Origin of the sequence: Cedecea sp. P7760 (assembly GCF_013386425.1) — a bacterium.
GTDB lineage: Bacteria > Pseudomonadota > Gammaproteobacteria > Enterobacterales > Enterobacteriaceae > Cedecea > Cedecea selenatireducens.
The window spans coordinates 32,199-46,007 of record NZ_JACARU010000047.1 but is presented as its reverse complement, the minus strand read 5'-3'; the positions used below and the strand labels follow the sequence as shown (position 1 = coordinate 46,007).

The window sequence follows — 13,809 nt, the reverse complement described above, 5'->3', positions numbered from 1 at the left end:
TTACGTGACAACGTCACTTAAACTCCATTTGGATTGTAAACATAACGATACACACACCGTAATCCTCATTTGACGCACCTGAGATTTTCCCTTACCCTGCGCGGAATAATTGCATACAGCTCTTCGTAAATTCAGAGGGAAGCGTGAAGAACAGGACTCTTGGCAGTGTTTTCATCGTGGCGGGAACCACAATTGGCGCAGGAATGCTGGCGATGCCGCTGGCTTCGGCGGGGGTAGGTTTTGGCGTCACGCTGCTGATGCTCGTCGGCCTTTGGGCATTGATGTGTTATACCGCGCTGCTGCTGGTTGAAGTTTATCAGCACGTCTCTGCGGACACCGGCCTTGGCACCCTCGCCCGGCGCTATCTTGGTCGCCCCGGGCAGTGGTTAACCGGTTTTAGCATGCTGTTCCTGATGTACGCTCTTACGGCGGCCTACATCAGCGGGGCGGGTGAACTGCTGGCCGCAAGCCTGAGTCAATGGCTTTCGACCTCAATTTCAGCCACCTCCGGCGTATTAATGTTTACCCTGGTCGCGGGCGGGATTGTCTGCGTCGGCACTCACATGGTGGACATGTTTAACCGCGTGTTGTTTAGCGCCAAAATCATTTTACTGGTGGTGATGCTGGCGCTGATGATGCCGCATATTCATCATACCAACCTGCTGACGATGCCGATTGAAAAAGGGCTGGCGCTCTCCGCTATTCCGGTAATTTTCACCTCTTTTGGCTTCCACGGCAGCGTGCCGAGCATCGTTAGCTACATGAACGGCAATATTCGTAAGCTGCGCTGGGTGTTTATCGTCGGCAGCGCCATTCCGCTGGTGGCCTATATCTTCTGGCAGCTCGCCACCCTCGGCGCGATTGACTCCGCTACCTTTACCGGGCTGATGGCCGAACACTCGGGACTTAACGGATTCCTGCAGGTTGTTCGTCAGGTTGTGGCCACCCCGCACGTGGAGCTGGCGGTGCATCTGTTTGCCGATTTCGCGCTAGCCACGTCGTTCCTTGGTGTTTCCCTGGGGCTGTTCGACTACCTGGGTGACCTCTTTGCCCGCAACCGCAAGGCTTCTGGCCGCCTGCAAACCGGGCTGATGACCTTCCTGCCGCCGCTGGTCTTTGCGCTGTTTTACCCGCAGGGCTTTGTGATGGCGCTGGGCTATGCGGGCGTTGCGCTGGCGGTGCTTGCCCTGCTGGTGCCTTCCATGCTGGTGTGGCAGAGCCGTAAGCAGCACGTCGATGCAGCCTGGCGAGTTGCGGGCGGCAAACCCCTGCTCGCGCTGGTCTTCGCCTGCGGTATCGCGGTTATCGTGATTCAGGGTCTGATTGCCGTTGGCCTGCTGCCGGAAGTCGGATAACCCCCTTCGCATTCACGCGGGACGCTCGTCCCGCGATCCCCTCTTTTCCTGCTTATTCCCCGCTAAATCATCAGGATTTTGGATAAAAAACCAGTAATTATGTAAGCAGAGTTAATATTGTAAATGCTAATTATTGTCATTATCATCTTAATTCCCATTATAAAATCGCTTCAGCACAGACAATAAACAACATGACTCGCATTTCATTTGGTTCTACTTTCGTTCGCCAGGCGCTTCTTAATTCAAAATTATTAATCATTTCAACCTTCATCGTGGGTGCCCCGGCTTTTGCGGCCGATAAGCCCAAAGAAGACACGCTGACGGTCGTGGCCAACGCTAACCCGGACGGCTCGTCAACCAGCTATACCCAGGATGACTCTGCCATCGCCTCGCGCAGCAAAACGCCGCGCAGCGAAATTCCGCAGTCCGTTAGCGTTGTCACACCTCAGGTGATTGACGATTACGCGGTCACTTCGGTCAACGACGCGATGAAGTTCGTCAGCGGCGTCGCGCAGAGTAATACCCTCGGCGGCATCGAGGACGGCTTTGTCAAACGCGGGTTTGGTTCGAACAGCGACGGCTCGGTGTTTATCGACGGCGTGCGCAGCAATCAGGGCCTGGCGATGGACTCCAGCATCGATCATGTTGAAGTGTTGAAAGGCTCGGCCTCCCTGCTCTACGGCATCCTGAACCCCGGCGGCGTAATTAACCTCGTCAGCAAGAAACCGCAGTACACCTGGAACACCCACGTCAGCGGCACAAGCAGCAGTAACGGCGGTGGTTCCGGCATGGTCGACGTGACTGGCCCGCTCGGCAACGGTTTCGCCTTCCGCCTGGTGGCTGAACGCCAGCACGAAGACTACTGGCGCAACTTTGGCACCGATGAACACACGTTGATTGCCCCGTCCCTGAGCTGGTACGGCGATAAAGCCTCCTTCAACATCAGCTACGTGGAATATAAGTTCGACATTCCTTATGACCGCGGCACGGCGTTTATCAACGGCAAACCGCTGAACATCCCTTACGATCGCCGCATCGACGATTACGCCAACCACGCCTGGGGCAAGAACAAACGCCTGACGACCAATTACTCGTACAAGCTGGATGACACCTGGGAAACCAACCTGAACTACGCCTGGATGCAGCGCCGCTACGACAGCAACGAAGTGCGCGCCACGGCGGTCGATCCAAACAGCGGTATCGTCTCCCGCCGCGCGGACGCCAACCGCGGCTTTAACCATCAGACCGATTACGCGTCATGGGATATTAACGGCAGTCCGGAACTGCTGGGGATGACCCACGACATCACGCTGGGCGCGGACTACGAGCAAAACGAAACCTACAAAAAGTATTCGTACCGTGGGAAGGTGTCAAAAACCTTCAATATGAATAACCCGGTGTACGGCGAAGCGCCGGTAACCAACAGCAGCACCTACAGCGACGCCAACAGTAACCTGCGCACTAATCTCTACAGCCGCTCCGTGTTTGCGAAAGACAGCATTCATCTGACCGACCAGTGGATAGCCGTGCTGGGTGGCCGCCTGCAGCGCTACACTCAAACTTCCAGCTCGGGCTGGGTAAAGCCGCAAACCACGCTTGAAGACAGAGGCGATGCCTTTCTGCCGCAAATGGGCCTGGTGTACAAAATCATTCCGGACGTTTCGCTGTACGGCAGCTACAGCAAATCATTTACGCCCTCGACACAGACCGACGATAACGGCAACGTCGCCTCCACCGAAAAAGGCACCACCTGGGAAGTGGGCGCGAAATGGCAAATGTCACCACGCCTTACCAGCAGCCTGGCGCTCTACCGCATTGATGAAAAAGACATGTCGGTGTTTATCAATGGCGTTACGCGCAACATCCCGAAAGCGCGCTCTACCGGCGCAGAATTAGAGCTCAACGGCGAAATTGCCGAGGACTGGAACCTGACGGCGAACTACAGCTACGACAAAACCGAGATCGTCGAAGACGATATCAACCCGGTAAACGTCGGCAACCGTCTGGTGAACGCCCCGACGACCATGGGCGGCCTCTACCTCAGCCATACCCTGCGTTTCTCCTGGCTGCCGGGTGAATTACGCCTGGGCGGCGGCGGACGCTATGTTGGCAGCCGTGCGGGTGACCCGGAAAACAGCTTCACCATGCCGGCTTACACCGTGGCGGATGCGTTCATTGCCTGGGACAGCAAGCTGGTTGGCAAAAACACCGAGCTGAAGCTGAACGTCAAAAACCTGTTTGACCGCGAGTACTATGAATCCAGCGCCGGTAACCTGCGCGTTATCGAAGGCGAGCCTCGCACCGTTTACCTCTCCGCCAGCGTGGATTTCTGAGATGAGAAAGTCGCTGTTACTGGCGGCCCTGCTGGCGCTCAGCGCCGGCAGTCAGGCCAAAACGATTACCGATATTCTGCAGCGTAAGGTTGAGGTGCCGGATAACCCGCGGCGCCTTGTCGTCGGCGAAAGCCGGATGATCTACACCCTTGCGCTGGTAGAAGACGGTAACCCGGCGAAGCGCGTAGTCGGCTGGCCTGCGGATCTACAGCGTCTGGACCCGCAGACCTGGAACCGCTATACGGCGGCCTTCCCGGAGATCGGCAATATCCCGATTATCGGCAACAATAACTTCTCGCAGATAAGCGTCGAAAAAGTTATCGCCCTGCATCCGGACCTGGTGATTTTGCCGATCTACGCCAAAAAAGAGAGCAATCACGACAGCTTTCTAAACCAGCTGACGCAGGCGCATATCCCGGTTATCTATGTCGATTTCCGCGTCGATCAGCTGAATAACACCGTCCCGAGCCTGCGTATTCTTGGCGAAGCGCTCAACGACCAGCCGAAAACGGAGAAGTTTATCGCCTTTTATCGGCAGCATATGGAGAAAATTGCCCAACGCTTAGCGGACGCTAAACCCGTTAAGCCCACGGTAATGCTGCAGCTGCATTTAGGGGATAAAAGCGACTGCTGTACCACCGTCGGGCGTGGAAATCTTGCCGATCTGCTGGCCTTTGCTGGAGGGGATAATATTGCCGCGAGCCGCTTCCCCGGCGTTTACGGCAAAATTTCCCCAGAGGCGCTGCTGACGGTTAACCCGGATATTTACATTGCGACCGGCAGCGCCGGGCCGGATCAAAAAGGCAGGCTACAGCTTGGCTCCGAGGTTTCGGCGGCTCAGGCTCAGCAAAGTTTCGCGCAAGTTCTTGGGCAGCAGAAAGTGGTTTCCAACCTGAACGCGGTTCACAGCGGTAAAGCGCTGGCGATATGGCACAATTTTTATCTCTCGCCGTGGCACCTGCTGGACGTTGAGTTCTTTGCCAAAACCTTCCACCCTCAGCTGTTTGAGGATATGGATCCGCAGCAAACGCTGGATGAAATGAACCAGCAGTTCCTGACGGTGAAGGAAGCGGGAACTTACTGGACGAAGCTGAAGTAAAGCCTGGGCGGGTCAACGCCTGGCCCGCCATTTTTACCAGTTGTATCTGTCGCCCCGCAGGTAGAGATTAGTGCAGACATGTTTCTGACCCTGAGGTATTGATGTCGACTTTCCCCGATAAACCCACTCTTCACCTGCTTTGCGGCAAAATCGCCGCCGGTAAATCCACGCTAAGCGCAAAGCTTATGGCAGCGCCCAGCACCATTCTGGTCAGTGAAGACAGCTGGCTTGCCGCGCTTTATGGCGAGCAGATGCAGAGCGTGGCGGACTACGTGGCGTGCTCCGGCAAGCTGAAAAACGCGCTGACGCCGCATCTCGTTTCCCTGTTGAGGAGCGGGCTGTCGGTGGTGCTCGATTTCCCAGCCAATACGCTGGCAAACCGGCAGTGGATGAAAACGCTGATTGACCAGGCTGGGGTGGATAACCGCCTGCACTATCTGGACGTGCCTGATGACGTTTGTCGGGAGAGATTGCGCGCCCGCAACAGCAGCGGAACTCACGATTTTGCCGCTACGGACGCGCAGTTTGATTTGATTACCCGCTACTCCGTTGCGCCGGATGAAAGCGAAGGTTTTACGATAATCCGCTATGCATAAGGTGACATTGTCACCTTTTATCTCACTTACAGACTGTAGCCCGGCTTCTTAAGCAGCGCGTCCATCTCGGGCGCGATCTGGGTGTCCCAGACTTCTTCTTTCCAGCGCGACTGTTCAATCATCTTTAGCGCCACGGACAGCGATTCGTCCTTCGAGCCGAAGTGCTTTTTCAGCACGTCACACATTTCGCTGGCAACGGCCTGCTTTTGCTCTTCGGTAAGGTCACGTGGGAAACATTTGATTTCGATATGCGGCACGGTGATTCTCCTTTTTGTTGTTGAGCAGTAGTTTTACTGCTTCACAAGGGGATCGGGCAAGCGCCGGGCAAAAGAAAGGCCAGTTTTACTGGCCTTTAATGGTTACTGAATTTTGCGAACCGGCTCTTTTCTCACCGGTGCCTGTTCCGCTTTGTAATAGCTGGCGGTGCTGCGCGGCAGCGCGGCCTTGCCGCGAATAGCATCGGCAATTTTTTCGCCAATCATAATGGTGGTGGCGTTCAGGTTGCCGGTGATGATTTGCGGCATGATGGAAGCATCGACCACACGCAGCCCCTGCAGGCCGTGAACCCGGCCCTGCTCGTCCACCACGGCCATTTCGTCGTGGCCCATTTTACAGCTGCCGCACGGGTGGAACGCGGTTTCCGCATGGTTACGCACAAACTCATCCAGCTGTTCGTCCGTCTGACAGTCAAGACCCGGACTGATTTCGCGCCCACGGTATTTATCCAGCGCAGGCTGCTGCATGATCTCGCGGGTAATACGAATGGCGTCGCGGAACTCCTGCCAGTCCTGTTCGTGAGACATGTAGTTGAACAGAATGCCTGGGTGCTCGTGCGGATCGCGCGATTTCAGCTTCACGCGGCCCCGGCTTGGGGAACGCATAGACCCCACGTGGCACTGGAAGCCGTGCTCTTTCAGCGCGTTCGAGCCGTTGTAGTTAATCGCCACCGGCAGGAAGTGGTACTGAATGTTCGGCCATCTGAACTCTTCGCGGCTGCGGATAAACCCGCCCGCTTCAAACTGGTTACTCGCGCCAACGCCGGTGCCGTTAAACAGCCACTCCGCGCCGATTTTGGGCTGGTTGTACCATTGCAGCGCCGGGTAAAGCGACACCGGCTCTTTGCATTCGTACTGCAGGTACATTTCCAGGTGATCCTGAAGGTTCTCGCCTACGCCCGGTAAGTCGTGAACCACTGGGATTTCCAGGCTTGCCAGGAATTCGGCATCACCTACCCCGGAACGCTGCAGGATCTGCGGCGAAGCAATCGCGCCTGCGCTCAGCAGAACTTCTTTACGTGCTTTCGCCACGGAATGCACGGGGCTGTCGTTCACCAGATATTCCACGCCAACCGCGCGCAAATTATCAAAGATGATGCGGTCGGTGGTGGCATGCGTCACGATGGTCAGGTTTTCACGCTTCTTTGCCTCATCGAGATAGCCACGGGCGGTGCTGGCGCGGCGGCCTTTTGGCGTCACGGTGCGGTCCATCGGCCCGAAGCCTTCCTGCTGGTAACCGTTCAGATCGTCGGTACGCGGATAGCCCGCCTCGACGCCCGCCTCGATCATCGCGTGAAACAGCGGATTGTTACCCTGCTTAGGCGTAGTGACGGACACCGGGCCTTCGCCGCCGTGGTAATCGTTCGGCCCGATATCGCGGGTTTCCGCTTTACGGTAGTACGGCAGGCAGTCCAGATAGCTCCAGTTCTCCAGCCCCGGCATCGACGCCCAGTTGTCGAGATCCATCGCGTTGCCACGGATGTAGCACATGCCGTTAATCAGGGATGAGCCGCCCAGCCCTTTGCCGCGCCCGCACTCCATGCGGCGGTTATTCATAAACGGCTCCGGGTCGGTTTCATACGCCCAGTTATAGCGCTTACCCTGCAGCGGAAATGCCAGCGCTGCAGGCATTTGAGTGCGAAAATCAAAGCGGTAATCCGGGCCGCCGGCCTCAAGCAGCAGGACGGTGGTGTCGGGATCTTCCGTTAAACGTGCAGCTAAAACATTACCTGCGGAACCAGCTCCAATAATGATGTAATCAAATTCCATTCATCCTCCTCAGGTGGGATTAAAAGATTGACTGCCAGGTGCCCATCTCCAGTTGGATTGACTTAACTTGCGTATAGCTTTGCAGGGTCATCAGGCCGTTTTCGCGCCCGATGCCGGAATGCTTGTAGCCGCCAACAGGCATTTCTGCCGCCGACTCGCCCCAGGTGTTAATCCAGCAAATCCCGGCTTCAAGCTGATGGATAACGCGGTGCGCCCGAGTGAGGTCGTTGGTGACCACGCCAGCCGCCAGGCCGTAATCCGTATCGTTGGCGCGGCGAATCACTTCCTCTTCTGTTTCGTAGCTGAGGATCGACATCACCGGCCCAAAGATTTCTTCACGGACGATTTTCATTTCATCGCGGCAGTCGGTGAAGACGGTGGGGGCAACCCAGGCGCCATTATCAAAATCTCCGCCGCGCAGTTTGTCGCCGCCGCATAGCAGCGTGGCGCCCTCTTCACGACCGGACTCGATGTAGCGTAGGACGTTTTCACGGTGCGGGAAGCTGACCAGCGGGCCAAAGTTAGTTTGCGGGTCCATGACGTCACCGGCGCGAACACGGCCGACGCGTTCAATAATTTTCTGCTCAAATTCGGCTTTCAGCGCGGCGGGAATAAACACGCGGGTGCCGTTGGTGCAGACCTGCCCGGAGCTGTAGAAGTTGGCCATCATCGCGATGTCCGCCGCCCGGTTGAGGTCCGCGTCGTCGAAAATAACCAGCGGAGACTTGCCGCCCAGTTCCATCGTGACCTGCTTCAGCGTTGAGCCCGCCGCGTTCGCCATCACCTTCTTGCCGCTGACTACGCCGCCGGTGAAGGAAACTTTGGCGATGCCAGGGTGTTCCGTCAGCAGTTGGCCAGTTTCCGCGCCAAGCCCCGGCAGAACGTTAAAGACGCCGGCCGGCACGCCCGCTTCGGTGTAGATCTCTGCCAGCTTAAGCGTGGTAAGCGGCGTCACTTCGCTCGGTTTGAAGATCATCGCGTTACCTGCCGCCAGCGCGGGGGCGGACTTCCAAAGCGCAATCTGAATCGGGTAATTCCACGCGCCAATGCCGGCCACCACGCCCAAAGGCTCCCGGCGGGTGTAAACAAACGAGCTGTCCCGCAGCGGGATCTGCTGGCCTTCCAGCGTCGTCGTCAACCCAGCGTAATACTCGAGCACGTCTGCACCGGTAACGATGTCCACGCTGGAGGTTTCGCTGAAAGCTTTGCCGGTATCGAGCGTTTCCAGCTCTGCCAGCTCATCGTTACGCTCGCGCAGAATGTCGACCGCGCGGCGCAAAATGCGTGCACGCTCAACGGGCGTTTTCGCCGCCCAAATCTTCTGCCCTTTCTTCGCGGCTGCAACGGCGCGCTCGACGTCTTCCCGGCCTGCGGCCTGAACTACCGCCAGCACTTCGCCATTGGCCGGGTTGATCGTGTCGAAGGTTTTACCGCTTTGCGCGGCAACGTAACCTCCGTCGATATAAAGCTGTTGTTCACCAAATCGGGACATATTATCTCCTCGCTAAATTAGGTTTTCGCCGCAGCAAGATGCTGATTAATGAATTGCGTGGTCAGCACGCTCGCCGCTTTGCGGTCAAATGGTTTGCCGCTTAAGGCCGCGCGCAGCCAAAGGCCGTCTATCAGCGCAGCGAGGCCGTAGCCCGCCAGCCTGGCTTCCTGCTTCGGCAGCTCGCGTCTGAACTCGGCGGTGAGCGTGGAAAGCAGGCGACGGCTGCTGACCTGCTGTAAGCGATACAGCATCGGCTGGTGCATGCTGCTGGCCCAAAATGCCAGCCAGGCTTTCATCGCCGCACTGTGGGTCTGCGTCTCGTCAAAATTTCCGTCAACGATGGCGCACAGCCGCCGTTCAGCAGAAGCGCCTGGCAATGCCTTAAGTCTGCCGACGACCGCATCGCGAAGCTGGGTCGTCACATCACGCATGGTGGCTTCCAGCAGGCCGTTTTTGTCCTGGAAGTAGTGGCTGATGATGCCGGTTGATACCCCGGCCCGGCGGGCGATTTGCGCCACCGTCGCATCATGCATACCCACTTCATTTATTGCGCTTAGGGTGGCGTCAATCAGCTGCCGCCGCCGTATCGGCTGCATACCTTTTTTGGGCATGGCCCCCGCTCCATTCATCAATTCTTGTTATCTATTTAAGCTTTTATTGATTGAACGTTCAATATAAAATGTGTATTAATTGTTATGCAAAGGTAAGGAAGACGCGAATTATTCGCATTTCAAAAACAAAAAACAGGAATTAACATGCTAAAAATCAACATGATAACGTTTTATGTTTTATAGAAACCCAACATTGATTGCGGATTTGTTAAAAATCCCCCTCTCTTCAACTTACAAGAAAAACTTAACTGCTCATCTGAGTAGTCACCGTTACTTAACCTGAGGTAATCGATGACGAAGCCCGTTACTGCCCCTGAAACCAGCGAAAAAGACAAAATCAACCCGGTGGTGTTCTACACGTCCGCCGGGCTGATTTTGTGCTTTTCCCTGATGACCATTTTCTACAGCGATTTCTCCGCAAATCTGATTAGCCACACCCTGAACTGGGTCTCTTCCCGTTTCGGCTGGTATTACCTGCTCGCCGCCACGCTCTATATCGTTTTTGTGGTGTTTATCGCCTGCTCCCGTTTCGGCTCCATCAAGCTCGGGCCGGAACAATCCAAGCCCGAATTTAGCGTACTGAGCTGGGCGGCTATGCTGTTTGCCGCCGGGATAGGCATCGACCTGATGTTCTTCTCCGTTGCCGAGCCGGTGACGCAGTATATGCAGCCGCCGGAAGGTGCCGGGCAAACCATCGAGGCCGCGCGCCAGGCGATGGTCTGGACGCTGTTCCACTACGGGCTAACCGGCTGGTCGATGTATGCGCTGATGGGCATCGCGCTGGGCTACTTCAGCTATCGCTATAACCTGCCGCTGACGATTCGCTCGGCGCTGTACCCCATTTTCGGCAAGAAAATTAACGGCCCGATCGGCCACACGGTGGATATCGCGGCGGTGATTGGTACGATTTTCGGTATCGCCACTACGCTTGGGATTGGCGTTGTGCAGCTGAACTACGGGCTGAACGTGCTGTTTGATATCCCGGATAGCCTGGGTGCCAAAGCGGCATTGATCGTGCTGTCAGTGGTTATCGCCACTATTTCGGTGACCTCCGGCGTCGATAAAGGCATTCGAATCCTTTCCGAGCTGAACGTGGCGTTAGCGCTGGGGTTAATCCTGTTCGTGCTGTTTATGGGCAACACCGAATTCCTGCTCAACGCGCTGGTGCTGAACGTGGGCGATTACATCAACCGCTTTATGGGCATGACGTTAAACAGCTTTGCGTTTGACCGCCCGGTGGAATGGATGAACAACTGGACCCTGTTCTTCTGGGCCTGGTGGGTGGCGTGGTCGCCGTTTGTCGGCCTGTTCCTCGCCCGAATCTCCCGTGGCCGCACCATTCGTGAGTTTGTGCTCGGCACGCTGATTATTCCGTTCACCTTTACCCTGCTGTGGCTTTCAGTGTTCGGCAACAGCGCGCTCTACGAAATTATTCACGGCGACGGCACCTTTGCTCAGGAAGCGATGGCCCATCCGGAACGCGGCTTCTACAGCCTGCTGGCGCAGTATCCCGGCTTTACCTTTAGCGCATCCGTAGCGACGATTACCGGGCTGCTGTTCTACGTCACTTCGGCGGACTCCGGCGCGCTGGTGCTGGGGAACTTCACCTCTAAGCTGAAGGATATCAACAGCGATGCGCCCAACTGGCTGCGCATTTTCTGGTCCATTGCTATTGGCCTGCTGACCATGGGGATGCTGATGACCAACGGTATTTCCGCGCTGCAGAACATGACGGTGATTATGGGGCTGCCGTTCAGCTTCGTGATCTTCTTCGTGATGGCCGGATTGTATAAATCCCTGAAGATAGAGGATTACCGCCGCGTCAGCGCCAGCCGCGATACCGCGCCGTACATGATGACCGCACAGGATCGCCTCGGCTGGAAAAAACGCCTGTCCCGACTGATGAACTACCCCGGCACGCGCTATACCCAGAAGATGATGGACACCGTTTGCTACCCGGCAATGGAAGAGGTTTCTCAGGAGCTGGAGCTGCGTGGTGCGAAGGTCGAGCTTTCCGTCGAGCCGCCGCTGCCGGATGAAAAACTGGGGCACCTGGAGCTGCGGGTACATATGGGCGACGAGCAAAACTTCGTCTACCAGATCTGGCCGCAGAAATACTCGGTGCCGGGCTTTACCTACCGCGCCCGCAGCGGTAAATCAACCTATTACCGGCTGGAAACCTTCCTGCTGGAGGGCAGCCAGGGCAATGACCTGATGGATTACAGCAAAGAACAGGTGATCATCGACATTCTCGACCAGTACGAACGCCACCTGAACTTTATCCATCTGCACCGTGAAGCGCCGGGCAACAGCATTACGTTCCCGAACGTGTAGCGTCTAACAAATCCTCTTGTACGCGGCGGGCGTGATGCCCATCCGGCGCACAAAAGCCCGCCGCAGCGTATCTACCCCGGAAAACCCGCTGGCGGCGGGGATCGCCTTCACCGGCAGCTTGCCGGACTCCAGCAGCTGTCTTGCCTTCGCCACCTTCTCCGCTTCCAGCCAGTCTCCCGGCGTGACCTGCAGTTCGTGATGAAACAGGCGCGTTAGATGCCGCACGCTGAGGTGAATATGCGCCGCCATTTGCCTTACGGTGGTTACCTCCGCTATGTTGGCGATTGTCCAGCGCTGGAGATCCTGCAGTGCGCTTCGCCCGCTGAGCGAAGTTTTTTGCTCGCGGATAAAGTGGTTTTGGTTCACTGGCCGCTTAAAGAACATCACCAGCCTGGCGGCAACGTCCTGCGCCACTTCCCGGCCAAGATCCTCCTCCACCAGCCGCAGGGCGAGGTCTAACCCAGAGGTCACGCCCGCCGCCGTGCGTAGCGGACCGTCCATGACGTACAGCGCATCGGCGGTAACATCGGTGTCTGGATAGCGGGCCGCTAAAAGCGATGAAGCCGACCAGTGGGTGGTCACCTTCTTGCCGCTTAACAATCCTGTTTGCGCCAGCAAAAGCGCGCCGGTGCAGACGGAGCCAAAACGGCGGCTCTGCTCGCAAAGTCCGGTCATTATCTGGCGCTGTTTATCGCTAAGCGTTCTGTCTGCCGCATCCGGCGCACCGGCGACCAAAAATGTAGTTTCCCGGCCGCTAACCGCCGTTTCAAGCACATCATCAGCCAGCATTTTGACGCCGGAAGAAGCCACAACCGTCGCTGCTTCCAGCGCAATAATGCGGGATTGGTAAACCTCGCGATGCAGCACGCGATTTGCCTCGGCAAATACGTCCAGCGGACCTGATACATCCAGCAGCTGTACGCCGGGCACCGCCAGGATCAGGATTTGATGCGCCATTCTTTTCTCCACGTCGCGAAGTACGGCATAAGTCTTAAATCGTCGCAACACGATCATTTAAGACATTTCAACTGCGGCCTATGCTACTCCAACCCCAACGTGAGGAGAAAGAGATGAGCTTAAAAATTAACGGCATTGCCATTCCGGACACAAAAATGGCCCGTGAAGCCACGCAGCTGGTGCGTGACACCGAATCAGATTTGCTGTTCCACCACTCCAGCCGGGTTTACTACTGGGCCGCGCTGGCCGGGCAACGCCGTGAACTGAAGGTTGACCACGAGCTGCTGTACATCGGCTGCATGTTCCACGACATGGGGCTGACCCACGAACATTGCAGCTGCGACAAGCGCTTTGAAGTGGACGGCGCGTTTGCCGCGCAGGATTTTATGCGCCAGTACGGCGTCAATCAGGCCGATATCGACAAAGTGTGGACGGCGATTGCGCTGCATACCACGCCGGGAATCCCGGAATTTATGGCCCCGGAAATTGCGCTGGTGACGGCAGGCGTAGAAATGGATGTGCTGGGGATTGATTACGATAAATTCAGCGACGAACAGCGCGAGCAGGTGGTGAAGCAGCACCCTCGCCCGGCGGCATTTAAAGAAGAGATTATTCAGGCATTTTACGACGGGATTAAAAACAAACCGGCCACCACGTTTGGCAACGTGAAGGCCGATGTCATTCAGGATAAAGAACCTGGGTTCGAACCGCTGAACTTCTGCAGCATTATTCGTGCTTCCCGCTGGGCTGGTTAAGCAACCTCAGGCGGGTGACTTAACTGTCACCTGCCCTGTACGGCGGCGATGGTATCAAGCCCGGTACCCGGCTGTGGATCGTGAGCAAAAGCGCCAATGACCATAAGAGAAAGTACGATTGCCAGAAAGATGTTTTTCATAACGTGTGTTAACCGCTTGCCGCACTGATTAGGACCGCCGCTATGCTAAAAGAAAAAGGCTCAAATTGATAAAGGAAATTTTCAAAGAAACG

The 13,809-nt window shown here is 56.4% G+C and carries 11 protein-coding genes; 6 read left to right on the top strand and 5 right to left on the bottom strand.

Annotated features, from left to right (window positions below; genetic code table 11):
- Positions 1-143 precede the first annotated feature (143 nt).
- From tyrP to HX778_RS16130, 4 genes are all read left to right on the top strand, one after another.
- Positions 144-1,355: a tyrosine transporter TyrP gene (gene tyrP, locus HX778_RS16145; protein WP_038472283.1), complete on the top strand. Its 1,212-nt coding sequence runs from the start codon at positions 144-146 to the stop codon at positions 1,353-1,355.
- Positions 1,356-1,546: 191 nt separating this feature from the next.
- Positions 1,547-3,688 (top strand): TonB-dependent siderophore receptor, encoded by a 2,142-nt coding sequence (locus HX778_RS16140; protein ID WP_038472281.1) that lies wholly within the window; start codon positions 1,547-1,549, stop codon positions 3,686-3,688.
- Between the two features lies 1 nt (position 3,689).
- Positions 3,690-4,787, top strand: coding sequence for an ABC transporter substrate-binding protein (locus tag HX778_RS16135; RefSeq protein WP_176982526.1), 1,098 nt, complete (start codon positions 3,690-3,692; stop codon positions 4,785-4,787).
- 101 nt (positions 4,788-4,888) lie between these two features.
- Positions 4,889-5,383 (top strand): ATP-binding protein, encoded by a 495-nt coding sequence (locus tag HX778_RS16130; protein ID WP_176982525.1) that lies wholly within the window; start codon positions 4,889-4,891, stop codon positions 5,381-5,383.
- 26 nt (positions 5,384-5,409) lie between these two features.
- Here HX778_RS16130 and pptA read toward each other — a convergent pair whose 3' ends face one another.
- The 4 genes from pptA to betI form a co-directional block, all read right to left on the bottom strand.
- The gene (gene pptA / locus HX778_RS16125) at positions 5,410-5,640 is read right to left on the bottom strand and encodes a tautomerase PptA (RefSeq protein WP_038472275.1); all 231 of its coding nucleotides are present in this window, start codon (positions 5,638-5,640) and stop codon (positions 5,410-5,412) included.
- A gap of 102 nt (positions 5,641-5,742) precedes the next feature.
- Entirely contained in the window at positions 5,743-7,428 is a 1,686-nt protein-coding gene (gene betA / locus HX778_RS16120; RefSeq protein WP_176982524.1) for a choline dehydrogenase, read from the bottom strand.
- A gap of 19 nt (positions 7,429-7,447) precedes the next feature.
- Entirely contained in the window at positions 7,448-8,920 is a 1,473-nt protein-coding gene (gene betB / locus HX778_RS16115) for a betaine-aldehyde dehydrogenase (RefSeq protein ID WP_176982523.1), read from the bottom strand.
- Between the two features lie 17 nt (positions 8,921-8,937).
- Positions 8,938-9,531, bottom strand: a complete 594-nt coding sequence (gene betI, locus HX778_RS16110) for a transcriptional regulator BetI (protein ID WP_061275843.1) — start codon at positions 9,529-9,531, stop codon at positions 8,938-8,940.
- Between the two features lie 291 nt (positions 9,532-9,822).
- Here betI and HX778_RS16105 point away from each other — a divergent pair, with 291 nt between their 5' ends.
- A complete protein-coding gene (locus HX778_RS16105; RefSeq protein ID WP_038472266.1) occupies positions 9,823-11,865 on the top strand; it encodes a choline transporter in 2,043 nt (680 codons plus the stop codon).
- Between the two features lie 3 nt (positions 11,866-11,868).
- Here the strand turns inward: HX778_RS16105 and HX778_RS16100 are convergent, their stop codons facing one another.
- Positions 11,869-12,822: a GlxA family transcriptional regulator gene (locus HX778_RS16100; protein WP_176982522.1), complete on the bottom strand. Its 954-nt coding sequence runs from the start codon at positions 12,820-12,822 to the stop codon at positions 11,869-11,871.
- 113 nt (positions 12,823-12,935) lie between these two features.
- Between HX778_RS16100 and HX778_RS16095 the strand changes: the two genes are divergently transcribed.
- Positions 12,936-13,577 carry an HD domain-containing protein gene (locus HX778_RS16095; protein ID WP_176982521.1) on the top strand — a complete coding sequence of 214 codons (642 nt, stop codon included), beginning with the start codon at positions 12,936-12,938 and terminating at the stop codon, positions 13,575-13,577.
- Positions 13,578-13,809 lie beyond the last annotated feature (232 nt).

What these genes read in the sequence shown, in the direction of transcription:
- HX778_RS16140 (WP_038472281.1), top strand. Translation starts at nt 1,547, where the DNA reads ATGACTCGCATTTCATTTGGTTCTACTTTCGTTCGCCAGGCGCTTCTT.
- HX778_RS16135 (WP_176982526.1), top strand. Translation starts at nt 3,690, where the DNA reads ATGAGAAAGTCGCTGTTACTGGCGGCCCTGCTGGCGCTCAGCGCCGGC.
- HX778_RS16130 (WP_176982525.1), top strand. Translation starts at nt 4,889, where the DNA reads ATGTCGACTTTCCCCGATAAACCCACTCTTCACCTGCTTTGCGGCAAA.
- betA (WP_176982524.1), bottom strand. Translation starts at nt 7,428, where the DNA reads ATGGAATTTGATTACATCATTATTGGAGCTGGTTCCGCAGGTAATGTT.
- betB (WP_176982523.1), bottom strand. Translation starts at nt 8,920, where the DNA reads ATGTCCCGATTTGGTGAACAACAGCTTTATATCGACGGAGGTTACGTT.
- betI (WP_061275843.1), bottom strand. Translation starts at nt 9,531, where the DNA reads ATGCCCAAAAAAGGTATGCAGCCGATACGGCGGCGGCAGCTGATTGAC.
- HX778_RS16105 (WP_038472266.1), top strand. Translation starts at nt 9,823, where the DNA reads ATGACGAAGCCCGTTACTGCCCCTGAAACCAGCGAAAAAGACAAAATC.
- HX778_RS16100 (WP_176982522.1), bottom strand. Translation starts at nt 12,822, where the DNA reads ATGGCGCATCAAATCCTGATCCTGGCGGTGCCCGGCGTACAGCTGCTG.
- HX778_RS16095 (WP_176982521.1), top strand. Translation starts at nt 12,936, where the DNA reads ATGAGCTTAAAAATTAACGGCATTGCCATTCCGGACACAAAAATGGCC.